Origin of the sequence: Algibacter sp. L4_22 (genome assembly GCF_023473045.1) — a bacterium.
In the GTDB taxonomy this organism is placed as follows: domain Bacteria; phylum Bacteroidota; class Bacteroidia; order Flavobacteriales; family Flavobacteriaceae; genus Algibacter.
On record NZ_JAMCOK010000002.1, the window covers coordinates 462918 to 489130 of the forward strand.

28 protein-coding genes are annotated in these 26213 nt (G+C 31.6%); 19 read left to right on the forward strand and 9 right to left on the reverse strand.

Annotated elements, in window-relative coordinates:
• Positions 1-12: 12 nt before the first annotated feature.
• From M4I23_RS06660 to M4I23_RS06685, 6 genes are all read right to left on the reverse strand, one after another.
• On the reverse strand, positions 13-1389 hold the full coding sequence (locus M4I23_RS06660) for an MATE family efflux transporter (protein ID WP_158849527.1): 1377 nt from the start codon (positions 1387-1389) through the stop codon (positions 13-15).
• A gap of 94 nt (positions 1390-1483) precedes the next feature.
• Entirely contained in the window at positions 1484-2425 is a 942-nt protein-coding gene (locus M4I23_RS06665; RefSeq protein WP_249753864.1) for a nitronate monooxygenase family protein, read from the reverse strand.
• Complete coding sequence (locus tag M4I23_RS06670) at positions 2425-4074, reverse strand: S8 family peptidase (protein ID WP_249753865.1); 1650 nt, start codon at positions 4072-4074, stop codon at positions 2425-2427. The genes M4I23_RS06665 and M4I23_RS06670 overlap by 1 nt, the downstream gene beginning before the upstream one ends.
• Positions 4075-4098: 24 nt before the next feature.
• Positions 4099-5286: a tRNA 2-thiouridine(34) synthase MnmA gene (mnmA, locus tag M4I23_RS06675; RefSeq protein ID WP_249753866.1), complete on the reverse strand. Its 1188-nt coding sequence runs from the start codon at positions 5284-5286 to the stop codon at positions 4099-4101.
• Positions 5287-5504: 218 nt separating this feature from the next.
• A complete protein-coding gene (locus M4I23_RS06680) occupies positions 5505-6206 on the reverse strand; it encodes a toxin-antitoxin system YwqK family antitoxin (protein WP_249753867.1) in 702 nt (233 codons plus the stop codon).
• Positions 6207-6298: 92 nt separating this feature from the next.
• Positions 6299-7876 (reverse strand): S41 family peptidase, encoded by a 1578-nt coding sequence (locus M4I23_RS06685; RefSeq protein WP_249753868.1) that lies wholly within the window; start codon positions 7874-7876, stop codon positions 6299-6301.
• Between the two features lie 311 nt (positions 7877-8187).
• On the opposite strand from M4I23_RS06685, the gene smpB reads away from it, so the two are divergent.
• Positions 8188-8646 (forward strand): SsrA-binding protein SmpB, encoded by a 459-nt coding sequence (gene smpB, locus M4I23_RS06690; protein WP_158849517.1) that lies wholly within the window; start codon positions 8188-8190, stop codon positions 8644-8646.
• Positions 8647-8652: 6 nt separating this feature from the next.
• Positions 8653-9210 (forward strand): hypothetical protein, encoded by a 558-nt coding sequence (locus M4I23_RS06695; protein ID WP_249753869.1) that lies wholly within the window; start codon positions 8653-8655, stop codon positions 9208-9210.
• 18 nt (positions 9211-9228) lie between these two features.
• Here the strand turns inward: M4I23_RS06695 and M4I23_RS06700 are convergent, their stop codons facing one another.
• Entirely contained in the window at positions 9229-9834 is a 606-nt protein-coding gene (locus M4I23_RS06700) for an SPOR domain-containing protein (protein WP_249753870.1), read from the reverse strand.
• 297 nt (positions 9835-10131) lie between these two features.
• On the opposite strand from M4I23_RS06700, the gene nhaC reads away from it, so the two are divergent.
• The 5 genes from nhaC (at position 10132) to M4I23_RS06725 (ending at position 13404) form a co-directional block, all read left to right on the forward strand.
• Positions 10132-11598, forward strand: coding sequence for a Na+/H+ antiporter NhaC (gene nhaC, locus M4I23_RS06705; protein ID WP_249753871.1), 1467 nt, complete (start codon positions 10132-10134; stop codon positions 11596-11598).
• 142 nt (positions 11599-11740) lie between these two features.
• Positions 11741-12379, forward strand: coding sequence for a peroxiredoxin (locus M4I23_RS06710; protein ID WP_158849504.1), 639 nt, complete (start codon positions 11741-11743; stop codon positions 12377-12379).
• 66 nt (positions 12380-12445) lie between these two features.
• Positions 12446-12754: a co-chaperone YbbN gene (locus tag M4I23_RS06715; RefSeq protein ID WP_158849503.1), complete on the forward strand. Its 309-nt coding sequence runs from the start codon at positions 12446-12448 to the stop codon at positions 12752-12754.
• A gap of 47 nt (positions 12755-12801) precedes the next feature.
• The gene (locus M4I23_RS06720) at positions 12802-13059 is read left to right on the forward strand and encodes a hypothetical protein (protein ID WP_042503452.1); all 258 of its coding nucleotides are present in this window, start codon (positions 12802-12804) and stop codon (positions 13057-13059) included.
• 123 nt (positions 13060-13182) lie between these two features.
• Positions 13183-13404 carry a hypothetical protein gene (locus M4I23_RS06725; RefSeq protein ID WP_249753872.1) on the forward strand — a complete coding sequence of 74 codons (222 nt, stop codon included), beginning with the start codon at positions 13183-13185 and terminating at the stop codon, positions 13402-13404.
• Between the two features lie 20 nt (positions 13405-13424).
• Here M4I23_RS06725 and M4I23_RS06730 read toward each other — a convergent pair whose 3' ends face one another.
• Positions 13425-14162 (reverse strand): SDR family oxidoreductase, encoded by a 738-nt coding sequence (locus tag M4I23_RS06730; protein WP_249753873.1) that lies wholly within the window; start codon positions 14160-14162, stop codon positions 13425-13427.
• A 96-nt stretch (positions 14163-14258) separates the two neighbouring features.
• Between M4I23_RS06730 and M4I23_RS06735 the strand changes: the two genes are divergently transcribed.
• The 12 genes from M4I23_RS06735 (at position 14259) to M4I23_RS06790 (ending at position 25091) form a co-directional block, all read left to right on the forward strand.
• On the forward strand, positions 14259-14603 hold the full coding sequence (locus tag M4I23_RS06735; RefSeq protein WP_249753874.1) for a helix-turn-helix domain-containing protein: 345 nt from the start codon (positions 14259-14261) through the stop codon (positions 14601-14603).
• Between the two features lie 7 nt (positions 14604-14610).
• Positions 14611-15879: a hypothetical protein gene (locus tag M4I23_RS06740; protein WP_249753875.1), complete on the forward strand. Its 1269-nt coding sequence runs from the start codon at positions 14611-14613 to the stop codon at positions 15877-15879.
• 40 nt (positions 15880-15919) lie between these two features.
• Entirely contained in the window at positions 15920-17158 is a 1239-nt protein-coding gene (locus M4I23_RS06745) for a serine hydrolase (RefSeq protein WP_249753876.1), read from the forward strand.
• 112 nt (positions 17159-17270) lie between these two features.
• On the forward strand, positions 17271-18299 hold the full coding sequence (locus tag M4I23_RS06750) for a major royal jelly family protein (protein WP_249753877.1): 1029 nt from the start codon (positions 17271-17273) through the stop codon (positions 18297-18299).
• Positions 18300-18428: 129 nt separating this feature from the next.
• On the forward strand, positions 18429-19643 hold the full coding sequence (locus M4I23_RS06755; RefSeq protein WP_249753878.1) for a serine hydrolase: 1215 nt from the start codon (positions 18429-18431) through the stop codon (positions 19641-19643).
• Positions 19644-19904: 261 nt separating this feature from the next.
• On the forward strand, positions 19905-20054 hold the full coding sequence (locus M4I23_RS06760) for a hypothetical protein (protein WP_249753879.1): 150 nt from the start codon (positions 19905-19907) through the stop codon (positions 20052-20054).
• 156 nt (positions 20055-20210) lie between these two features.
• The gene (locus M4I23_RS06765; RefSeq protein ID WP_249753880.1) at positions 20211-20528 is read left to right on the forward strand and encodes a hypothetical protein; all 318 of its coding nucleotides are present in this window, start codon (positions 20211-20213) and stop codon (positions 20526-20528) included.
• A gap of 24 nt (positions 20529-20552) precedes the next feature.
• On the forward strand, positions 20553-21515 hold the full coding sequence (locus M4I23_RS06770) for a DUF1837 domain-containing protein (protein WP_249753881.1): 963 nt from the start codon (positions 20553-20555) through the stop codon (positions 21513-21515).
• Entirely contained in the window at positions 21512-23632 is a 2121-nt protein-coding gene (locus M4I23_RS06775; RefSeq protein WP_249753882.1) for a DEAD/DEAH box helicase, read from the forward strand. The genes M4I23_RS06770 and M4I23_RS06775 overlap by 4 nt, the downstream gene beginning before the upstream one ends.
• Before the next feature lie 165 nt (positions 23633-23797).
• On the forward strand, positions 23798-24574 hold the full coding sequence (locus tag M4I23_RS06780; RefSeq protein ID WP_249753883.1) for a hypothetical protein: 777 nt from the start codon (positions 23798-23800) through the stop codon (positions 24572-24574).
• Positions 24575-24631: 57 nt separating this feature from the next.
• Entirely contained in the window at positions 24632-24772 is a 141-nt protein-coding gene (locus M4I23_RS06785; protein ID WP_249753884.1) for a hypothetical protein, read from the forward strand.
• Positions 24765-25091, forward strand: a complete 327-nt coding sequence (locus M4I23_RS06790) for a VF530 family protein (protein ID WP_306799987.1) — start codon at positions 24765-24767, stop codon at positions 25089-25091. The genes M4I23_RS06785 and M4I23_RS06790 overlap by 8 nt, the downstream gene beginning before the upstream one ends.
• Positions 25092-25147: 56 nt before the next feature.
• On the opposite strand, the gene M4I23_RS06795 is transcribed toward M4I23_RS06790, so the two are convergent.
• Complete coding sequence (locus M4I23_RS06795) at positions 25148-26203, reverse strand: FAD-dependent oxidoreductase (protein ID WP_249753885.1); 1056 nt, start codon at positions 26201-26203, stop codon at positions 25148-25150.
• Positions 26204-26213 lie beyond the last annotated feature (10 nt).

The window sequence follows — 26213 nt, forward strand, 5'->3', positions numbered from 1 at the left end:
ATTTTTGAATTGTTACTTGTTAGACAAAATTAACCTTTTTGATAAATAATTGAACCTTATAAACAATAAAATAGAAGCCGTTGTTAATCCTGCTATTAAGCCTAGCCAGATTCCGAAACTTCCATAGGCATCTTCTTTTCCAAAAAACCAACTAATAGGAAAACCAATAACCCAATAAGCTATAAACACTAAAAACATTGGTATTTTAACATCCTGCAAACCTCGTAAAGCACCCAAAAAGACCACTTGTATGCTATCACTTATTTGAAAAATGGCTGCTCCAATCATTAATTTAGAAGCAATACTAACCACTTCCGTATTATCGACAAAATTTTTAATATCATCTAAATCCACATATAACCTTGGTAAATAATCGTGTAGCGCAAAAAACATAAGCGCAAAACCAAAGGCGAGAATAATTCCCAATAAAAAGATAGAAAATGCAATACGGCGCAAATCAACAAAGTTCTTTAAGCCTTTTTGGTTTCCAACACGAACCATACAAGCTACACTTAATCCCATAGCCACCATAAATGTCATAGAAGCTAGATTTAAAGCAATTTGATTTGCAGCTTGCGGATTTTTACCTAACAACCCACTAAGCCAAATAGCAGCGGTAAAAATGGCGCCCTCAAAAAACATCTGCATAGCACTTGGCGTACCAAGGTTTATAATTTTTTTAAGCATTAATTTATCAAGTACAAAAAACTTAATATTAGTAACAAAACGCTTAGATTTCTCTTTTCCTTTTAATAAAAACCAGAGATACCAAACCATTATAAATCTAGATGCCAAAGTTCCATAAGCCGCACCAACTATACCCATTTCTGGAAAACCAAACTTTCCGAAAATTAATAAATAATTCAAAACCACATTAACTACATTACCTAAAATTGTGGCATACATAGGGAATTTGGTTAGCGATAAACCATCGCTAAACTGCTTAAATCCTTGAAAAATAATTAGAGGAATAAGTGAAAACGCAACTAAATCCAAATATGGAATAGCCAATTCTACAACCTCAATAGGTTGTTTCATTAAATACATCAAAGGTTTTGCAAAAAACACTAAAAAAAACAGTAAAATCCCCAAAACTGTACATAAAAATAAACCATGCTTAAAAGACGATTTACCTTTTATGAAGTTTTCTTCGGCATCCGCCTCTGCAACTAATGGGGTAATGGCAGTAGAAAATCCAATACCAAGAGACATTGCAATAAACATAAAACTATTACCAAGAGAAACAGCGGCAAGTTGAGCGGTTCCTAACTGCCCAACCATAATATTATCTATAAAACTAACAAAAGTATGACCGAGCATACCTAACATAACTGGTGCTGCTAGCTGCCAATTATATTTAAATTCTTTAGTGTAGTCGGTTAATTGCATTTTGCAAAAGTAATCTTATGCTTTCTCTTAAGCAATTTTGTATTCCTAATTTAAAAGGAAATATTCAACTTATATTTGAATGGAATGTATCTTCTTAAAGTGCAGAAATACTAGCTTTTGCTTCCTCGAATTCAGCAATAATTTCGGTAACAATTTGATCTACAGGTTTTATATCATGAATTAAACCCGCAATTTGACCAATTTCTAGTTCGCCTTCTTCTAAATCACCTTCAAACATTCCTTTTTTAGATCGTCCTCGTCCTAATAAGGACTTTAAAGCATCAATACTTGGTGATGATTTATATAATTCTTGAACTTGATTATAAAATGAGTTTTTTATCAACCGTACAGGTGCCAATTCTTTTAAAGTTAATTGTGTGTCACCTTCTTTACTATCTACAACAACTTGTTTAAAACTTTCATGTGCCGAACTTTCTGTACTTGCAACAAACCGGCTTCCTATTTGTACTGCATCGGCTCCTAAAATCATAGTCGCCAGCATAGCTTTACCTGTGGCTATTCCACCTGCAGCTATTAACGCAATTTTCACCTGCTCTTTCACCATCGGGATTAATGTTAACGTCGTCGTTTCATCTCTACCATTATGCCCACCAGCTTCAAAACCTTCGGCAACAATAGCATCAACGCCAGCAGCTTCCGCTTTTAAAGCAAACTTAACAGAGCTTACGACGTGTACAACCGTTATACCTTTTTCTTGTAACCAAGACGTCCAAGTTTTTGGGTTTCCAGCTGAAGTAAAAACGATTTTAACGCCTTCTTCAACAATAATATTCATAATTTCCTCAATGTTTGGGTACAACATAGGAACGTTAACACCAAAAGGTTTATTGGTTGCTTTTTTACATTTCTGAATGTGATCACGTAGTATTTCCGGATACATCGATCCTGCTCCTATTAAACCTAAAATACCAGAATTACTTGCTGCAGAAGCCAATCGCCATCCACTATTCCAAATCATCCCTGCTTGAATTATAGGATATTCTATTCCAAAAAGTTCGGTTATTTTATTTTTCATTATTGCTTTATTAATCTAAATGTATGCGTACCTGTAGACGTTTGAATACGCGCAACATAAATACCATTTGCTAAATTAGCGGTAATTATTGTATTAAACTCATTAGAAACTTGAAACGTATTTACTATTTTACCTAAAATATCAAATAAATTTAAAGTAAACACACCTTCCGTTGGTAAACTAATATATAATTTATCTGTAACAGGATTTGGATAAAGTTTTAAATCGAATTTAGTATTAGAACCTATTAGATATAAAGCATTGATATTATTGAATGCAACTTCTAAATCTGGAATTCCATAGCCTAAATAATAATCGGGGTTATTGTATTGCGATCCAGATTCTCTAACCAAATTAATAATTTCTAAATTGCTTAAGTCAGGAAAAACTTGCCATAAACAAGCTACACCTCCAGCCATAATTGGAGAACTGAATGATGTACCACTAGTTGTTGTAATATTATCATTTTCGTCTATAACAAAACTATTTAAGCCTTGTGTTACAACATCTGGTTTTAAAGACGGCTGATATGAGGTACCAATAGAACTAAAAAAAGCAAAATCACCATTAGAATCTACCGCACCAACAGTTAAAGTATTAGGGGAATCGGCAGGAGCACCAATGCTTGTAGCATAAGCATTTCCCGCAGATGTAACCAATAACATACCTTTATCGAAAGCAATGTTAGCACCTTTTGTTATAAAAGTTGTATTACCATCCATATCAGCATCTGAATAGTCATATTTTGTTCCAGGATCAAAATCGTCGTAACCGAGAGATGTGTTTATAATATCCACACCCAAACTATCTGCGCGTTCCGCAGCTTCTACCCAATAACTTTCTTCTACCGGGTTTTCGTCACTTCCGTCTTCAGTAATAAACAAATAATATGATGCATCTGGAGCTGTACCCACAAAGTTTTTCCCATCGCCATTAAAATAGCCGGCCATGGTACTTAGAACCAATGTGCCATGATCTGTAACGGTGCTGGTGTAAACATCATCATCGCGATTAACAAAATCGTAATCATCAATAATTTTCCCTGCATTTCTCAAGTCTTGAAAAGCGCTCATGTTATTTACATTAGGAAAACCACCATCCATAATAGCAATTGTCATTCCTTCTCCAGTATAACCTTCCTGATGTAAAACATCACCATTAAACATTTCAATTTGGTTGGCCGAATTACCATAATCAAAAGTAGTTAGAGTCGTTTCGAGCTTCGTCTTAGTTTTATTGTTTACACTGCGCTCTAAAGCAGCTTCCGATCTATCGGCAAAAACAATTTTATCTATAAACTGTTTTTCTGGGTCCAGCAGACTATTTTGATTGAGGAATAAATTTTCTATATCCGTTTTTTCTCCACGAATATGAACAGTATTAAACCATTTTGACTTGGCCAAAACAGTAATACCATTGGCACTTTTTAAAGCAGAAATATAGGTTTCGTTAACAGGAATATCTCTACTATCAATAGAAACACCGTGCCTTTCTTTTCTATCAATAGCTTTTTGAGAAAGCATTAAAATAGGATCTGCAAGATAAACAGACTCGTTTTCTTTATCTACCAAATAAACCCAAGCATCTTCTTGAGAAAATAGGTTCCACGAAAAAAAAATAATACTTAAAACAATAAATAGTTTTTTCAAGACAATAGATTTAGACCTACTAAGTTACGAAATAACTCCGGAACCAAGCAACTCATCTTCTAAATACCATGCAACAAACTGACCTTCTGTAATTGCAGATTGCGGATTCTCGAATTCTACATACAAACCAGAATCTACTTTATGCAGCGTTGCTTTTTCTAAAGCTTGGCGATAGCGTATTCTAGCAAGAACTTCCATTGTTTCACCATTTTTTAATTCTAAGTCTTGTCGAACCCAATGTAACTCCTCGTTCGTTACAAAAAGTGCACTTTTATATAAACCTGGATGTGTTTTTCCTTGTCCTGTATAAATAACATTTTCGTTTACATCGGTATCAATTACAAATAACGGCTCAATTGTTCCTCCAACACCTAAACCTTTTCTTTGGCCTTTTGTAAAATAATGAGCACCTTGATGCTTTCCTACTATTTTTCCTAAATCGACTTTATAATCAATTTTCCGAGACAAATATGCAAGCTTTTCTTCCGTGGAAGCAAAAGTATCTTCTATTTCGGTATATACAGATTGCTCACTAGGTATTTCTACAATAACACCTTCTTTTGGTTTTAGCTGTTGCTGAAGAAAATCGGGTAATTTTACTTTCCCTATAAAACAAAGACCCTGAGAGTCTTTCTTCTCCGCAGTAACTAAATCCAAATCCATAGCAATTTTACGAACTTCAGGCTTCGTTAATTCTCCAATAGGAAACAATGATTTTGCAAGTTGCTCTTGTGATAATTGACATAAAAAATAAGACTGATCTTTATTACCATCAACACCTGCCAATAATTGATAAATATCTTCACCATCTTTTTGAAGCGTTCCTTTTCGGCAATAATGACCCGTTGCTACAAAATCTGCACCTAAATCTAGAGCGATTTTCATAAACACATCAAACTTTATTTCCCTATTACAAAGTACATCTGGATTTGGTGTGCGTCCTTTTTCGTATTCATTAAACATATAGTCAACAATACGCTCTTTATATTCTTCGCTTAAATCTACAGTTTGAAAAGGGATTCCTAATTTTTCGGCAACCAACATGGCATCATTACTATCGTCTAACCACGGGCATTCGTTAGATATTGTAACCGTATCATCATGCCAATTCTTCATAAATAACCCAATAACTTCGTAACCTTGCTCCTGCAATAAATAAGCAGCAACGCTAGAATCTACCCCTCCTGAAAGTCCAATTACAACTCGTTTCATTGTTTTTTATTATAAAATATACTTGAAGATATACTTAATAATATTAAGTAAAAATCTACAAATAAAATGTTATGATTAATGGTTTATCGTCTAAAAAATTAGTTCACAAAGGTAGGTATAATCGATTGGTTTTAAAATTGAATTGTGATAGTAAATAACTATTGCCTCGATAAGCAAAAAATATAAGAATTATTACTAATAAAAGCGGAATTAAATTATTACTTCTTTACGTATTTTGGTACATAAGTAAAATCTTTTTCTTCCTTTAAAGCCCCGTTTTCGTAGTATTTCCAAACACCATCTTTTTTATCACGTTTGTACTGTCCTTCGATAAGCAACTCACCTTTTCCGTTATAGATTTTTGAAGGTCCATGAATTTCATCATTTTCGTAAACAAAAGATTTTAAAACCACATTGTTTTCAGAATACCAAAAGGATTCACCATTGAGTTTACCAGCAAGATAACTTTGTTTTTCAGCAATTTCACCGTTTTTATAATAAACAAAACGATCTCCTATTAATTCTCCGTTATTATTGAAATTCTCTAAAATTAAAAGATTATCGTTACTCTTTTGATAGTATTTCCATGTACCAATAAAGGTTTTACCATCCATTTCTCCTTCACTTATAATTTTTCCTTTTGAACCAAGAAAAGTAACTTTAGCAATATTATTTTCTTTGTTGAATACCTTTGTTGCAGATAAAACAGCTTTACCGTTTATATTTTTATAAAACTTAAATTCTCCTACTTCTTTACCGTGCAAAAAAGTACCTTGATAACGTATAATATCTGTACTCTCAAAATTCTTCTTCCAAACCCCATCTCTTTTCCCTGCGCTATCAAATTTATTGATGCTTTGTGCAGAAAGCATAATTGAAGAAAGAAAAAATAGTAAAGACAATAATTTTATTAATTTCATATATAAAATCTTAATTTAAATAGGTTGTATTTGTATTGAAAACGAAATTATTAATTTCAAATTGTTTTATGCAAATACATTGCCAAATATTTTTATTTTTTGGAAATATTATCTAGAATCCAATCGAGTTCTGGATCTTTACCTGAAAGCCTACTAGAAATAGTTGGAGCAATCTCAACATTAGGTTTTATTCCATAACCATCTGGGTTTTGTTTAAAAGGTGCTTCAATTTGCATTAAACCCATTCTTATTTTTAATTTTGATTCTGGCAATCGATAAATTTTATATAAGCCTGCAACACAACCATTATAAGCACCACCAGTTTCTTCTCCAACAAAAACCGCTCTTTTGGTAGCTTGGAGATTCGTTGAAATTAATGAAGATGCCGAGAACGAATTCCCGTTAATTAACACATATAAATTACCTATATAATTTATTTTTTTAGGGCTTTTTTCTTTTGAATATGGAAATCTATAATACAGTTCTCCATCTTTCTTTTTTGTTTTTAACAGATTGTCCAAAGCCAAGAAAGGAGAAATAATACCAGCAAATATTTTTTGAGGTACACCACTTGTATTATTCATAAAAGCAGGAAAAAAAGATAATCTACTATTTACCTTACTAGGCGCCATAAACGTGTATTTTGTTTTGGATAAATACCCATATAAATAGTTTATCTCTTCTATGCGCCCGCCTCCATTATCACGTAAATCAAGAATTAAATTCTTAGTTTTAGCAGAATCTAACTTTTTAAAACTCTCTTTATAAAATTTACGATAGGTTCCATTGTTAAACCCTCTAATTTTCATGTATGCCGTGGTGCTGTCTTTACCTATAAAATTAAAGTTACGTGTGTATTCTTTTCGTTTAGCAATAAAGCCAAATTTCTTATCTTTTTTACGTTTGTTTTTGGCTGCAATCTTGTTTTGCTTACGTTCTAGTTTAGTGAGTTTTATTGGTGTTTTTTGTTCTACTGAATCGTTTTCTTTAGTTTTTTTCTTTTTTGAAATACGTTTTAATGTTTTTGAGAAAACAGAATCTTTTAGTTTAAACTGAATATTTAAACTATCTAAAAACCCTTTATCTTTATAGTAGAATGTTGAAAAACTCCGGCCAACTAACCTATTTTGCAATGTTTGATTATAACCATCGGAAGCGAAACGCGTTTTAAAAGTTTCTACTAAAACTGAAGCCTTTTCATTATCAATTTTAAGAACTTCTGCGCCTATCATCGATGAGTCTTTACCGCGAGTTTTTACAACCCAAAGTTTGTTGTTTAAATACTCAAAATCGAGATTATAAAACTCAAATTCTTTCTTTTTTAATTCCTTCCGTTCTTTTCTTGTAAACTCTTTGTATGCTGAACCTAAAGAAACATGGCCCTGTTTTACTTGAGCTACAACTGGTGCTAATTTTTTATAAAATTCGCGCGAATTAATAGGGGTTTTAATAGATTTTTTTAAGCTATCGAATTTGAAATCTAAATCTTTTTTAGACGTGTATTGATAGAGGTTTGGATGGTGTTTTTTTAGTTGACTATAAACTTTATCGATGTCTTTGTATAAAGACTCTGGCGTATGTAAAGTTTCAATTTGTTGATTGTGTTTTTTTGTACTAACACATGATACAAGTTGAATGATTAAGATTGAAAATATAACTAATTTTCGCATGGAAGCTAAACGGTAATTTATTGATTTGTAAATGTAATTTATTTTTTTGATTGATAATAAACTATCCTTTTATTATCAATTAAAAGAATTTCTGGTTGCAGAAGGTCTACAATAATTTGTTGGTAAACCTAAACTTGGCTTTCGCATTAGGGATAGCAGTGAAAAGCCCACAGTGCTGCCAATGGTAATTGGTGGTACGAGGACTTGTAACGAATAGCCCGACGTTTTTTAAAGCTAGAAGATTTAATTTAAAAAAATCTTCTAGCTTTAAAAAAGGGAATGCCATAATAATTTTTGTAATTTTGTTGGTCATGCAAAATAAGATAAACATACAGAACAAAAAGGCGCGCTTTCTATACGAGATTTTAGATAAGTACACCGCAGGAATTGTACTTTCGGGTACTGAAATTAAGTCGATTAGAAGTAGTAGAGCATCTATTGCCGAAAGTTTTTGCGAGTTTAACGAGGCTGGCGAACTTTTTGTGATAAATATGACTGTTGAGGAATATATTTATGGAAATTATTACAACCATAAACCAAAAGCGGAACGAAAATTGCTGCTTAACCGAAAGGAATTAAAAAAATTATATAAAGAGGTTCAAAATACCGGTTTAACTATTATTCCGTTACGTTTATTTATTAACGATAATGGTTATGCTAAGCTTGTAATTGCTTTAGCTAAAGGTAAAAAACTTTATGATAAACGTGAATCGATAAAAGATCGAGATAATAAGCGAAATCTAGACCGAATTAAGAAAATTTACAAATAAATTACTATGAAAAAATACGTTTTTATACTTCTTTTAACTGTTATTTCTATTACTGCTTCTGCTCAAAAAGGAAAGGAAAAAGAAAAAGGTAACGAGAAAACAGAAAAACCTATTGATTATAAGAAAAATGTAGCTACGGTTGATGACGTTATTAAAACATTTTATAGTGTTGTTTCGGGTGAAAAGGGAGAAAAACGCGATTGGAAACTTTTTAAGTTTTTGTTTTACCCAGATGCAAAACTAATTACCGCTGGAAAAAATAATGACAGAGAATTTCTAGTTAAATTTATGGGATCTGCAGATTATATTAAAAGTTCAGAAAAATGGATGCTTTCTAATGGTTTTATTGAAAATGAAATTAGTAGAAAAACTGAAATTTTTGGTCGTATGGCTCATGTTTTTAGTACTTATGAAACTTTTAATAGTAAAGAGGAAGAGGAACCAAATATGCGAGGTATTAATAGTATCCAATTATTAAATGATGGCAGCCGTTGGTGGATTCTTAATATTTATTGGACAAAGGAAGCTTGGTATAACCCAATTCCGTCGAAATATTTGGATTAGTTAGATCTCTAATTAATTTTACAATACTTCTTCAATTTTTATACGTTTTCCATTTTTGTAAGAAGCAATAAAAGCATCACTAAAACCTATTTTTAAAAGTTCTTTTCTTAGACGCTGTGCTTCGTTAAGGTTATCGAATTGTCCAATGGCATATTTATAAAATCCATTTTCTTGAAATTCTTTCAAATTTATTAAAGATTCTGAAGGTGTAGAAACCATGCGCTCTTCAAAAGCACCTACCTGAACGGCGTAAACTACAACATCGTCTGCTACCTTATCTTGAAGCATATTAGGATCTAAAAAATCTTGATTTATCTTATTAAACTCGCCAAGTTTATTCTCAAGTGAATCTACATATACACTCTCATACAATTTAAGGCCTTTATCTTGAAGATGGCTTTCATTATTAGGGCTTGTTGGATTCGTGAAATTTGTAAAAATCACAAAGAGTAAAAACAATAAAAACAGAAATGAAATACCCATAAAAATACTTCGCTGTTTTTTTAAAACTTCTGTTTTTTTACGTTCTCCATAAAAAACGTCTTTAAATTCATTTAGAGTCTTTTCGCTATGCTCTATTTGATCATGCATTGCAACAAGATCCTTTTCTTCAATATGTGGCATTATTTAAGGTATTGGGGTTGTAATAAAGGCAACAAGATAATAAAAATTTTAGTATAGCTTTATACTGCATAATTAATTTTTTTAGACTAAAATGGTCTAGGTCTTCTCAATATTAAAATTAAGAACACCTTTTAATTATTCAAAAAAAACATTATTTTATTGATGGTTTTTCACCTAAAACGATTTGAATTAATAAATATATATTCTGCTCTAAATTTGAAAGGAAAAAGTGAGAAAGTATTTCTTATTTGCATACATTCAACTAAAATCGTAACATTACGGTACTAAATTGATAGTATGCACGACGACAAGAATATTTCCGAAATAAAAGCAGGCCACGAAACAATTATAGAAAATTCAGAGTTAAATATTTGGGAAGCTTTAATTCCGGTAATTCTTTTAATGGGATTATTATTTTATAATATCACCTTCGAAGATGGCGAGTGGTTCGGAGAATACTCTAATCAACTTATTTTACTTATTGGAGCATCTATTGCCGCCATCGTTGGTTTTTATAATAAAGTATCTTTCAATTTAATGATTAAAGAAGTTTGGGAAAACTTAAAAAGTGTTTTTGTACCAATTATGATACTGTTTTTGGTGGGAGCATTAGCTGGTACATGGCTCGTTAGTGGTGTAATTCCTGCCATGGTTTACTATGGTTTACAAGTGCTTAGCCCAAGTATATTTTTACCAGCTTCTGTTGTTATTGCTGCAATAATTTCGATTGCCACAGGAAGCTCTTGGACCACCTCGGCTACTGTTGGTATTGCCCTAGTTGGTATTGGTACCGCTTTAGGTATTGCGCCAGGTATGATTGCTGGAGCCGTAATTTCTGGCGCTTATTTTGGAGATAAAATGTCGCCATTAAGTGATACTACTAACCTTGCTCCTGCTATGGCTGGCACAGATTTGTTTACACATATTAGATACATGACGATTACCACCGTACCAACCATAGTAATTACATTAATATTTTTTACTGTTTTAAGTATGAATGTTGAAACTACAGGAACCGCCGATGTTTCTAGTTTGTTAACTACAATTGCAAGTACTTTTAACATTACACCTTGGTTGTTTTTAGTCCCTGTAACCGTAATTGCTTTAATATTATTAAAAACAAAACCTCTTATTGCTTTAATAACGGGTGTTTTATTAGCGGCTGTTTTTGCATTTATTTTTCAACCAGAAATTCTTAATGGTTTAGGAGATTCTAAAATTTCGACTATAATAACATCTATTTTAAGTGACACCCAAATAACAACCGATAACGAAAAACTTAACGAGCTCTTCTCTGCTGGTGGTATGAAAGGTATGCTTTGGACCATCTATTTAATTACTTGTGCCATGGTTTTTGGTGGTATTATGGATGGCATTGGAGCTTTAGCCAGAATTACAAAAGGATTGCTTTCTATAGCAACCTCTGTTTTTGGTTTATTTGCCAGTACGGTAATTAGTTGTTTAGGTTTAAATATTATAGCTTCCGATCAATATTTAGCTATTGTAATACCTGGAAAAATGTTTAAAAAAGCTTACGAAGATCGTGGCTTAGCACCAGAGAATTTAAGTAGAACTTTAGAAGATGCTGGTACAGTAACTTCCGTGCTTATCCCTTGGAATACTTGTGGAGCCTATCAATCTAGTGTTTTAGGTGTTGGTATATCAGAATATTTTGTTTATGCCATTTTCAACTGGTTAAGTCCGTTTACTACACTCCTATTTGCTGCTTTAAATATTAAAATTAAACAACTCGCTTCTAAATAGAGTTATATTATTATTTAGTTTTAATTATATAGACAAAATCTATTCTCAAATAAGAAATTAAAATTTGGTAATTCAGTAAAAATCTTCAATGTGTTTTATATTTGTACCAGCAAAAATAATTAACAAATAAAATATAAAACACATGGCATTAGTAGGAAAAAAATTTCCAGATTTAAACGTTGACGCAATGAACGATATGGGCGATACTTTTAAAGTAAACGTTCTAGAAGAAGCGGTTAACAATAAGAAAAAAGTAGTTTTATTTTGGTACCCAAAAGATTTTACTTTTGTATGCCCAACAGAATTACACGCATTCCAAGCAGCTTTACCAGAATTCGAAAAACGTAATACTATTGTTATTGGTGCATCTTGCGATACTCCAGAAGTGCACTTTGCATGGTTAAGCCAAGCTAAAGATAACGGTGGAATTGAAGGTGTAACTTACCCAATTTTAGCAGATAGCAACAGAAACTTATCAAACATCTTAGGTATTTTAGATATCACTAATGAAACGTTTGATGAAGAAACTGGAACTGTACAAGTTGAAGGTGATAACGTAACTTACAGAGCAACTTACATTATTGATGAAGATGGTGTTGTACAACACGAAAGTATTAATAACATGCCTTTAGGTAGAAATGTTGGTGAGTACATTCGTTTAGTAGATGCTTTAACACATGTACAAGAAAAAGGTGAAGTTTGTCCTGCAAACTGGGAAGAAGGTAAAGATGCAATGGCTCCAAATGCAAAAGGAACTGCTGCATATTTAGCAACTCACTAATAAGTTACAAAAATTAAAATCCTGTCTGTTTTTATTTTAAACCAGACAGGTTAAAAAAATATAGTTATGATAAGTGAATTAGACCAAGATAACTTAGGTGAAATCGTTTCGAGTAATGATACTGTAATTGTACAATATTCTGCAACATGGTGCGGTAACTGTAGAATTATGAAACCTAAATTCAAAAAATTAGCAACAGAAAACGAAGGTGTATCTTTTGTTATTGCTGATGCTGAAAAATTTCCAGAATCTAGAAAGCTAGCTACGGTAGATAATTTACCAACCTTTGCTACTTTTAAAGGCGGAAAATTGGTTAAACAAGTACAAACTAACAAATTCGATGTTTTAAAAGAATTAGTTAGCGAAGTGATTTAACACCTATTAAAGATCTTTTTGCGAAAGCAGAATAAAAACCTATTAAAATGAAATTACCAGTAATAAAACATTTAACTCAATTTATTGAAGAAAACGACGAAGATTACGTTGTTGAAACTATTGAAACATTAGAAGCTTTAACCGAAGTCTCTTCTCTAAAAGATGAAGAATTAGATGTTATTGGTGAGCTTATTTCTAATATGTACGGCGCCATAGAAGTGAATAAAATGATAAAAGAAGGCACCCCTAAAAAGGAAGCTGTAAACAGTTTTATGCAACGCGTATTAGGATCTATTGATAAATAATTGAAAAAGAAAAATTAGTATTTAAAAACCACTTTGCGAAAGCTTAGTGGTTTTTTGCTTTAAATGATGTTTGTCTTTGTTTGTTAGAAATGAAGAATCTTCTACCCTATTCAAAGCAAGCTCATGAAAAACTTACTACACTATTTTCAATCGCAATTTACTTTAACAGAAGAAGATACTCGCTTCGTTCAACATTGTTTTATTTGCAAACACGTAACAGCGCAAACCAAACTTTTAGAAGCCGGAAAAGTTGAGCGCTATGTCTATTTTTTAAGTGAAGACATTGTAAAAGGGTATATTAAACCTACCGTAAAATGGGCAAACGCAAATTACAATCTGGAATAAAAGTCTTTTCACACAATTAATTAAAGCGTTGTTCCACCATCGATAACAATTTTTTCATTTCTTAACACTAGCGATTTATCCGAAAGTAGAAATTCTACCATGGGTGCAATATCGGTAGGTTGAACAATACGACCAATGGGAGATGTTTCTGAAAAATGCTCTAACAAATTACTAATAGCTTCGTCCGTCATTCCAGATTTTTTTTGAATTGGACTTTCCGTAACACCAGGACTTACTACATTTACCCGAATGCCTCGATCTGCAAGTTCTATATTCAAAACTTGTGATAAACTCTCCAGCGCCGCTTTACTTGCGGTATAAACACTTGTATTCGCAAAGGCTTTAAAAACCACAATAGACGTATTTAAAACAACACTCGATGGATTTTTTAAAATGGAAATAAATTTTTGAATGGTAAAAAAAGCGCCTTTAAAATTAATATTCATGGTGTCATCAAATAATGCTTCGGAAGTACTTTCAAAACTAGACCCTTTAAATATACCCGCATTAACGAACAAACCATCAATGGTTCCAAACTCCTTTTTAACGTTTAGTACTAAATCATCAATAGCACTTAAAGATGATGTGTCTGACAGAATCCCGAATGCTTGATGCCCTAATTTAGAAATGGCACGATCTAAATTTTCTTGGGTTCTACCCGTTATAATCACTTGGTAATTTAACCCAATGAGATATTCCGCGCAAGCGTAACCAATACCTGTTGTGCCGCCTGTAATCACTATTTTTTTGCTATCCATATTGTTTTTTTGCAAATTTGGTAAATAACTTTACATTTGGCAAGTACTTACTTTTAGGTAAGTAACTAACTAATTGGTCGGAAAATCGCTATTAAAATGAAAACAGAGGAAAAAAAAATTGAAAAAAAATATCAAAAAGCCAAAGAATGCCCAATAACACTATTTATGGAGCAAATTGGTGGCAAATGGAAACCTGTTATTATTTGGCTTTTATTGTTAAACGACGTGATGCGCTTTAATGAATTGGATAAAGCCATAGACGGCATAAGCCAGAAAATGCTATCGCAGCAATTAAAACACTTAGAGGAATTAAAAATAGTAGACCGAAAGGCTTATCCGGTAATTCCACCTAAAGTTGAATACCGATTAACAGAAAAAGGTAAATCGCTAAAAGAAAACTTGACCAAAATAATGGAATGGAGCAATTTGCATCTTAAATAGCAGCAACATGTTTGGAAAATATTTAAACAAAAGAAAATTTCCTAAAGAAGAAAATCTAGGCGAAATTTACATAGCAGAAAACAAAATTATTTGCAGAAGTAACGATGCTTTTAAAAATTGTGAGATTAACATCGATGCTATGCAATACGCCTATATGGTTGTAAATGCAGAAGGTGAATCTTCATTATTTATATGCGATCACCATCAAAATTGGTTACCAACTAATTTTAAAGGCTTCTCCAAAGTTTACAATACATTATCTAAAAAGTTTAATTTTAACGATACAGCTTTTTTCAAAAATATAAATAAAAACCCCCAGCAAAAGCATCTAGTTTGGCGTAAGTTACACAACACAACTTTTAAAATTCTTGATGAAAACTATAATGATTACGCATTAGGATTTGAAATACAATCTCAAGAAAAAACCTTTATAAACTGGGACAGAGCCTATCAATATTTAGAACAGCATCCTCATGTTTATTTTAACGAGTCGCCTTATGGCCAAAAGATTTTGAATTTTAAATATCCTGTTAGACTTGGGAACATCATTTTAACAGATTTTAAGGCGTATTTTGATAATGCCAGAACAGATGTTCCTGTTTTGCATTTTTATACACATGCTTTCAACGTTTCAAATTCAGATAAAAGTTATTACGCTTTAAAAGAACGCTTTCAAAAAGATTTTTCAGAAGAAAACCAATACTTTGGTTATGAGCGCGATGATCAAAACAGCTTTTCATTTAAAGCTAAAGGTATCGTAATTTCCATAGTTTACACTTATGATAGCACGTATCTATTTGATGGAGCATATACATCCCTTTCTGTAAAAAACGAACGTGATTATCCCGAATTATTAGCTAATAGTGATTACGAGAATATCATAGAAGTTAGCGAATATGTTGTTATTGATGCAAGCGTTAAAACATCTTCCGATTACAAAAGAAACAGACAAATAAAGCGAAGACCAGCAAATCTTTTACCGAATAATAACGATGCAGCAACTATTTGGGTCGATCATAAAAATTCTAAAATTGGCTTTGCAGATAAATGCTATTCTCAAGTTTATAATACATGTGATATTTCATCTTTAACTATTCAAAATGTCCTGCCCGCAAAAGGTGGAGGTGCCAGTTATTTAGAACTAAATTTTAAGAATGATGACAGAAGCTATGTCATTCTTTACGGTTCTTGCCACAATTTTGATGTATACAAAGAAAAAATATCTAAATTAACCGGATTAGAAATAATAACGGCACCAGAATATTACGATTGTTAATCTATACAATTACACATTTAATAAAACAAACTAAGTCAAGATGAAAAATACACTTCTATTTCTTTTAGTATCAACTATATTATTTTCGTGTAAACAAAAAGAAGCATCTCACAAAACACTCAAAAGAGACTATACGGCAATAAACGATACGCTAACTAACAACTTGCAAAGTGCTTTCAAAAAAGATGCTATTATTGGGTTGTCGGTTTCTGTGGTGGATGATCAAGGTTTAATTTATGAAAATGCCTTTGGCTATACAGATATAGCACTAACAAAAAAGTACACGCCAAACACCACACAAAATATAGCTTCCATATCAAAAACTTTAATTGGAGTTTCTCTTTTAAAAGCTCAAGAAATGGGGAAATTAAATCTGAATGATCCTATAAATAAGTATTTACCTTTCGAAATTACAAATCCTAATTTTCCTCAAACACCCATTTTAATTAAACATCTCGCCTACCACACGAGCTCTATAAATGATCTTGACGAGGTGTATTCTAAATCCTATGTCTTAAAAAAATCTAAGCATAATGAAAACGAAGGTGTATACGATTGGTTTGGCATGCCTGAATCTAAAATTTCGCTTATAGAATATATTGAAAACAGCCTTACTCCCGAAGGAAAATGGTATAGCAAAGATATGTTTACCAATAGCAAGCCAGGAGAACTAAGAGCTTATTCGAATATAGGCGCTGCGCTTTGTGCTCAAATTATTGAATTTGCAACAGGACAAGATTACCAAGCGTTTACGAAGGACTATATATTAAAACCTTTAAAAATGACATCGTCTGGTTGGTCTTCTAAAGATATTGATACCACGAAGCGTTCTAGACTATTTGCAAACAAAGAGATGCTAATCGCAGAATATGCTTTAATCACCTATGCCGATGGTGGTTTTATTACTTCTAATAGAGATTTAGGCCTATTTTTAACAGAGTTGATGAAAGGCTACAAGGGAAATGGTGAACTTTTAAGCAAAGCGAGCTATAAAAAGTTATTTGAAAAACAACAATTCCCGAATATAGAAACGGGAGAACAATTTGGCATTTTTATGGAGTTTAGCAATGCCTTTATAAAAATTAAAGACAACGTTATTGGCCATAACGGATCGGATCCTGGCGTGATGACAGCCATGTATTTTAATCCAATTACTGAAACAGGCAAAATACTTTTAGTAAATACAGACTCCGATTTCGATGATAATTTTTGGCCCGAAGTCGTATCCATTTGGAACGCTTTAATTAAGTACGAAACCACATTAAAAAAAGAACAATAAAAAAGATTAACCCTATAGTTTTTTTCTGAAACCACTTCCCTATTTTCAAAAGCTTTTTAAGTTTCTATTACGGTTATATTTGCTAAATTAGTAGCTTAATTAAATGGAAAACATGAGAAAGATATTTATACTAGTTATTGCCTTTGGAATTTGGAGTTGTACCTCTGAAAAGCCCGAAATTGAAAATATAGCCTCTTTTAAAGGTCAACAAGTTACTGGTGTTACAGTGAGTGATAATGGTCGTGTTTTTGCCAACTTTCCGAGATGGCGCGAACAGGTTAAAAACTCGGTAATTGAAGTAACTAATAATACATCAACACCTTTTCCTAATCAAACTTGGAACAGTTGGGATATTGGAAAAACCGTTACCGACAGTGTATTTGTGGCTGTACAATCGGTGGTTGCTTTCGAAAATACGTTGTATGTTCTCGATACTCGCAACCCGTTATTTAAAGGTGTTATAGCAAACCCTAGAATTTTCGCTTTTAATCTATCTTCCAATAAACTAGAAAAAATCTATATTTTACAAGAGGAAAGTTTTCATAAAGACTCTTACATTAACGACTTACGCGTAGACAAAAAGAAGGGTAAAATTTACTTAACAGATTCTGGTCATGCTGGTCTTGTGGTAATCGATATAGCTTCCGGAACATCTTTTAGAGCGCTCGATAATCACAAATCTACCTTGGCAGAAACCAACCAACTAACGTTTAATAACGGGATTTGGAAAAATACAGTACATTCCGATGGTATTGCGCTCGATACTAAAAACGATATGCTTTATTTTCATGCACTTACCGGTTATAATCTCTATGCTATTTCAACCGAAAATCTATTGAGCCAAAATAAAGCAACTATTGAAAACGGTGTAAAACATATAGCCAAAACATCTGCTCCAGACGGGATGATTATGGATGCATCAGGACAACTTTTTTATGCCGATTTAGAACATAATAAAATAATGAAGCTAGATGTTACTAGCGGCGAAACAAGTGTTGTTGCAGAAGGCGAACAAGTAAAATGGGCCGATACTTTTAGTATTTATAAAAACGAGCTGTATTATACAAATTCTAGAATTAATGAAGCAAAAGGCGATATAAGCGCATTGGAGTTTACCATAAATAAGCTGAAAATAAACTAAGCATAAAAAGCTATTGGTAAATACTGTAATAAAAGCTCAAAAACATGTTAATCTCAGTAAAATCGAGAGCGTTTTAAAAAAGAACGATATGTATTAAGAATACTTATAATTTCAAAAAAATAGTAAACCATGAATTTAAAACAGCTCAAAATTCCATTTATCATTTTATCGCTAATTATAATAGTAGCAGCTGTGATCTATAACCAGAACAACAAAAAAGCCCAAGAGTTTAAAGACGCTATGGCCATGAAAAATCAAGAATATTCGTTTATACACATGGACAAATATTTGCCTACTAAAAAAGTAAAAAAAGCCGATACCCCTTTTATATTCCCTCGAGTAAATAACATAACATTGCCTGAAAATTTTAGTCATAATGGCACAACCTACAACACTTTAAAATATATTGACTCATCGTACACGCAAGGTTTTATTTTTATTCAAAATGATACCATTCAGTACGAGAATTATTGGCGCGGACAAAAAGAAGATGTGCGGCATATCTCTTGGTCTATGGCAAAATCTTATGTGTCGGCGCTTTTTGGCATCGCTATGGAAGAAGGTTATATTAAAAGTATCGATGAAACCGTAGAAACCTACTTACCCGAATTAAAAGGCTCTGGTTACGATGGTGTAAAAATAAAAGATGTTTTACAAATGTCTACAGGCATTAAATTCGACGAAACCTACAGCGACCTCAATTCTGATATTAATAGATATTGGCAAGGTTTTATTACCGGAAAATCTCAAGATGCCTTTGCTAGCACATTAACTAACGACATACCTCCCGGAACTTACAACCATTACGTAAGCATTAACACCCATGTTTTGGGCATGATTATCGTTAAAGCTACCGGCAGAAGTTTAACCGACTATCTAGAAGAAAAAATATGGAAACCTATTGGCACAGAATTCGATGCCTATTGGTTAGCCGATGGCGAAGGCATGGAAATGGCAAACGGCGGACTCAATGCTTGCTTAAGAGATTATGCCAAACTAGGAAAACTGTATCTCCAAAAAGGAAATTGGAATGGCAAACAAATTGTACCGCTAAGTTGGTTTGAAGCTTCCGTAAATTCCACCGAAGAACATTTGCAAGCAGAAAGTAAAAACTCCTCTAGCCCTGGCATAGGTTACGGTTATCAATGGTGGATTAACGATGGTAACGAAGGTGAGTTTATGGCCATTGGCGTATTTAACCAGCATATCTATATTAACCCAACCACAAATACTGTTATTGTAAAAAATTCGGCCAATAATAATTATTACGATCAAAATAACCCTTATGCGCAAACCCTTGTGCATTTAGAATTATATAGAACATTGGCGCATTTAAACCATTAAAGCACAGCAGGTTTAAATTTAAAGCCTCTAAAAACGTATTTTTTTTTAAAAGCACTTTGCAAAAGCAAGGTGTTTTTTTACTCTTTTTTTTTCAAATTACGGTTACCCGTAAAAACAACTAAAAAAACTGTTGTAAGTTGCTATGGTAAAGAAAAATACGTAGATATACGTATGGATTTTTTTACATAAACAAGGTAAATTCGTTGCTTGTACTTTTGAAGTACAAAGTATACGCCATGTTTAACGCAATAAACAAAACAGATGAAGACATTAAAACACTTTTTACTAGCTGCTATAATTTGCTTAAGCTTTACGTCTTGCACCGAAGACGAAGGCGGTTGCGAAACAGAAACCGTATGTTTTGGCGCAGGAAATTGTATTGAAAGACCAATTCCTGGTTCTTGTTTTTAGTGTAGTTATAAATTGGATATGATTAATAGAAGTGAGTATAATTTAATAGTTGGAAAACATTGAAGTAAAGTTCTGTTGAAAAATGAAATACAAATATTTTGAATTTTACTCTAGTTCCTTGTTCTAATAAACAAAACAAGTATTTAATAGAAAAAAATGAAAAAGCTGAAAGTTAGTTCTTGGAACGATGGAAAACAAAACCCGAATGGAAATGGATATGGAATTAGAGTTGGTAAAAAAGGACGAGAATTTTTTAATGAAAATATATCTGAAATAAAGCTATCGATTGAAAACTCTGAATTTATTAAAGTTAAATTAAGTAACGGGTTTTGGAGAAATTGCCCTGAATTTAGAGACAAACGAATTGGAGAGTGGCTAATTTCGAATAATTTAGCACCTTGGAAAAAAGGGAGAACTCCGAAATTTAATCTTACTATTTTAGATAATAATGAGTTTAATTTAGAAAAAATATAAGAGAACTGAATTATTGAGTAATACATGAAAAAATTAGATAAATTCAATATCCATTTTGATAGTAGCTTAAAAGATTTTTGCCCTGAAGTCGATTATAAAATAATTGACGGTAGAGAAGTTTTAAGTATTGCAAATGATTTTTCTGATGAGAATTGGCAATTTCAAAAGTTTCAAAAATTCATTTTTAATAACATAGCTCAAACTGCTTTATCAAAAAAAGAAAGAGATAATATTATTGATGATAGTTATGGAAACTTAATTGAGGCCGCTAAAAAACTTAGACTTCTTGATAGAAAAAACATCAAAACTGATACTGAAGGCAGCGAACTGGCAGAGATTTTATTATATGGTATTATGCACCATCACTATAAGGCACTACCCGTAGTTCCTAAAATATTCAATAAGCAAAATTCCAATGACAATGCAAAAGGAGCAGATAGTGTTCATATCGTTTTAGAAAAAGAAAATGATTTTTCTATTTGGTACGGAGAATCTAAATTTTATAATAGCATTGAAGATGCTAGGTTATATGATATTGTAAATTCCGTTTTAAACATATTCTCCGACTCTGCTTTTAACACAGAGAATAGGATACTAAGCAATAGCAATGACTTAAAAGAATATTTAAATGACAACAAAACCTTGTTTGATAAAATTAGTGGTATTCTTGATACAGACACGCCTATCGATTATGTAAAAGCTAAATTAAACATTCCAATTCTTTTATTACATGAATGTAAGATAACAAATCAACAAAAAGAAAATTCAGAGGATTACATTGAACAAATTTTGAATTATCAAAAAGAACGAGTTAATTCTTTCTATCAAAAATTATATAATAAAGCAATTAAAAATAACAACAGTGTTAAACCTATTATAAACTTCGATAAAATAAAATTTCATTTTATCTTTTTCCCTGTGCCTGATAAAAAGAAGATAATTTCCCAATTTTTAAATAGAGCAGAATTTTTAAGAAATGAATTATGATTGAATATTTTGATAGGTGTAAAGAACTTTTTGGTTTAATTAATACTAACGATTACCCAAAAGCTCGTAATGGCGTGATTCATTTACTACATGATTTAAAGGAGAATAAAATTCAGTATGATGAATTGGTTAACCATTTAATTAGAGAAGTAGGACTATATCAATATATAGATGAAATATCAAGTAATTGGAGTGATAGATTTGCAAAAGAGTCATTTAAAGTCAATACAGGTAATGAATTTCAAACCATTCATTTTGAACAATCCTCTATATTAAAACACCTTTTAAATGGTGATAATATTGCTTTAAGTGCACCTACTAGTTTTGGAAAGAGTTTTATAATAGATGCTTTTATTGCAAATAAAAAACCAAATAATGTAGTAATTATTGTCCCTACCATATCCCTTACAGATGAGACTAGGAAGAGAATAAATAAAAAATTCGGGGAAGAATATAAAATAATTACAACTCCTAATATAAAACTATCAGATAAAAATATTTTTATTTTTCCACAAGAAAGAGCGATTAACTACAGTAATATTATTGAAGAAATTGATTTGTTGATTATTGATGAGTTTTATAAAATAAGTAAAGTTAATGACAGAGAGAGAGCTGTTAAATTACAAGAAGCTCTTATAAAGCTTGACAGAAAATCAAAGCAAAAATACTTTTTAGCCCCGAACATAAAATCCATAAAAGACAATCCTTTTACTGATGGAATGATACCAATTGTCAAATTAGACTTTAATACTGTCGTACTCGAACACCATAAAGTATATAAAGAAATAAAAAAAGATGAAGAATTAAAAAAGAAATTTCTTTTGAAAACTTGTAGGAATGACAAAAATTTAATTTATGCTGCACTGTATAAAGAAATCGATAAACTTCAACAATTATTTCTAAACAAATTTGAAGATATAAAGAATAAAAAAGTTATAGAGTTTTCAAATTGGTTAAAAGCTAATTATAATCCAGATTGGGATTTAGCTAATTTAATTTTAAAAGGAGTTGGAATACATAACGGTCGACTACATAGATCTATTACGCAATATCAAGTACTCCTATTTGATGATGAGAATAGTGGACTGAATAGTCTTATTTCGACATCTTCTCTTATCGAAGGGGTAAACACATCTGCAAAAAATGTTATTATTTGGTCTATAAAAAGCGGTCAAGGTAATAATAATTTAACGTCATTATCCTATAAAAACATTAAAGGAAGAGCTGGCCGAATGTTTAAGCATTTTGTTGGAAATGTATATGAATTAGTAGAGCCAAAATTAAAAAACATGGATGATATACAATTGTCAATCGAAATTGACAATTCTCTTATTGGCGGAATCACAAATGAAAATTTTCTTTCTCAAATTAGCTCTGAAAAACAAACAATAGCTAATGACCAAATAGATAAAATAGAATCTATTTTAGGCGTTGGAGTTTATAGAAAATTACGCGAAGAAAATTTACTAAATTCTAATAATGAAGACTTAATCTATAAAATATGTATAGAATTAAAAGAAAATTATTCAGAATGGAAAAGATTAAAATTATTAAACAGTGAAGACTCAGATAAATGGTGGGGTATTCTTGGAAAATTATGTTTTTTGAACCCCAACAGCTTGAGATGGAATAATAATGGAAATAATGTTCAATTCAATCAAGCTAAAAAATTTATACAAGTTATTTCAAAAAATTGGGAAACATCTCTTCCTAATTTAATGTTAGAGCTTAAAAGTGAGAATATATCTATTGAAGATTTTTTTACCTTAGAGAAGAAAATTTGTCATAATTTTTCAGGGTATCTTAATGATTTTAATGTTTTAAATGAAATAATTAATAAAGATGAATTTATTGATATATCCAATTTTACAGGAAAATGTTCTAGTGCATTTATGCCATCAGTGGTTTTAGAATTAGAAGAGTATGGATTACCTAGAATGATTACTAAAAAAATTAATTATTGTAAATTAATCGATTTTGAAAACAATGAAATGAATATTGAAAAAGCCATAAGCTTATTAAAGTCTGTCGGTAAAAAGCAAATACTCAAAAAATGCTCAAAATATTTAGATGATTTTGACATATATATTATAAATAATTTTTTTGAAAACATATAATTACATTGCCTAACAAAGTACTATGGCAAAAAGCAAGTAAAAACTCATTAACTTTTCACTTTATACTTCTATAAGTATCTTTATTAATCAGTCCCAATTTAGCAATTCAAAAGTCTTATCATATAAAACTCAAATCCTTTCCCTTAAGATTATAAAACCAAAAACATGCACAAAATAATATTAATAGCCACAATCTTCATAACTAGTTTTGGATACGCTCAATCTGAAAAAATTATAATAAAATCTGATCAACTTAATGAAGATAACTATCTAAAAGCCGATGATTTCTATTTAACGCATTATCTCTATATCGATTTATTTTTACGAGAGAACTTATTTCCTATGGCGAGTACAGAAGATGTTTCGTCTATATTAAAAGCTATAAAAACCTATGTTTCCGCAGACACGCCTTTGGAAATTGAAATTGAAAAACCAGGAGATAGAAATTATTTAATAAAAATGTCTATTCTTAAAACAAAAGACGGCAATGAACTTTTAGTGGCCTATACCAATTGGAATTCGAAAAAACGGCTATTTGAAAAGAACATAGACATTAAAAACGATTCTTACACGCGTTGGTATTTTTTAAATGCAAACAAAATGACTTATAGAAAAGACATGTCTAACAAAAATGATTATTCAATTATGTCTAAGCCTGATTTAGCAAATGCTTATTTGTTTGATGAATTACCAGAAAACGATAACAAAATAAACAATACGCTCGATGACATTCTAAAAGAAAAGGGTTTAAATATTTCGGACAAAATAATGGCTAATTTAGTTCTGTTAAAGCATCACATATTTTTAAGAGACCATAGTAACGTTATAAAACAAACTGAATACTTAAATGCGCTATTTAAAGAACATGCATCGGAATCTGATCTTAGAGGTTTAGAAATGGCTTTTAGAGCAACAGAATTTCAAATAGAATTAATGAAATAAACACGTCATTTTTAACAACAAAAAATGGAGATTAAAACCAGCCATCACCAAAACTAAATGAAAATCAAACAAGTAAGTCTTCGAGATATTGAAAACTTAAAAGCGATTGGAAAGCAAACATTTAACGAGACTTATGCTGGGGTAAACAGCGAAGAACATATATCCGCATATACACTAAAAAAAGAACAAATTGGCTAATAAACAGACACCATCTAAAACACTCAAAGAAACAGAACTTCAACCAAAGCCTAAACGCATAAGAAGACCAGCAACAGAAGAACAACTAAGCAATCCGTTTCATGGAGTAAAACTAAAACAGGTTTTAGAACGTTTGGTAGCACATTATGGTTGGGCTTATTTGGGAGAACGTACTAATCTTCGCTGTTTTATCTACAATCCTACTATGAAATCTAGTCTTGGATTTTTAAGAAGAACAACTTGGGCAAGAGAGCATGTTGAAGACCTTTATTTAGATATGCTAGACGAAACAAAAGAAGAAAAAGAAGAAGCGAAATAGATTTAAATAGAATGCTATAAAACGCAGTTATGAAGTTAAAAACCCACTTCTATCTCTTAAAATTTATTTTTTAATTGTTCCACAATTTGATTACCTCTATAAATAGCACCTTCCATATAACCACCATAGCTTGGTGACGTTTCTGAACCAGCAATTATAAATTTACCATTTAGATAGTCTTGTTGATAGACTGGATGGCCATTGTTTACATGCGGATTTAAAAAAGTAGTATTATCTACATGTAGTAAATCTTCTTTACTCCAAACTTTTTCATCATAATAAAGATAGTTTTTTCCGGCTTCACCGAAAAAATTAAAAAGTTGGGCTCTTAGTTTTTCTTCTCTATACGCTTTGGTTTCGTTAGCTAAACCTGCATTAAGAAAGCCCATTAATGCAAAATGATTATTTTCAAAATCAGAATGGTCATAGATTTCTGTAAAAGGACCTACATTACTAAAACCAACTCCAGACAGTCCTTTTTCTTTCCAAAAAGGAGTTTTATAAACCAATGCAAACTTAATGGAATCTTTCATCCAAGTATGCGTATTATTTGCAATTTCTATAAGATTGAGGTCTAATTGAGAAGAAAAATGAACCGTATTAACTAAGAGTTGTGGTGGCATTGTAGAAATAACCATATCTGCAGTAAAAGTTGCATTTTCAGTTAGTACGTGTATTGAATTTTCTTGATCCTCAATGCGCACAACCTTCTGATTGCATTGCAATTCATCTTCCGAAAAATCGCTAGACAGTTTTTCTAAGATAGTTGCCGTTCCGCCAACAATTCTATAACTAATTTCCTGGTTTCCTGGCAATTGAAAACGTTCTGGCAAATTGGTATTTGAAGCTTCATATAAAGCATCACCTTTCGTGTTTTGCTCAAATAAAGAAATTTGTAGTGTAGCACATAACTTTATAAGCTCTTCATTGTATCTCCAGAGCCAAGTGGCACCTAATTCTACTTTTGTATGATCATTTTTTTTGGTAAAAATTCTTCCACCAATTCTATTATTCGCTTCTAGAATTTGGATAGAGAAGCCTTCTTTTTTTAATTTATATCCTAAATACAAACCGGAAAGTCCACCTCCAATAATTACTATTTTTTTCTTCATTAGGTCAAAG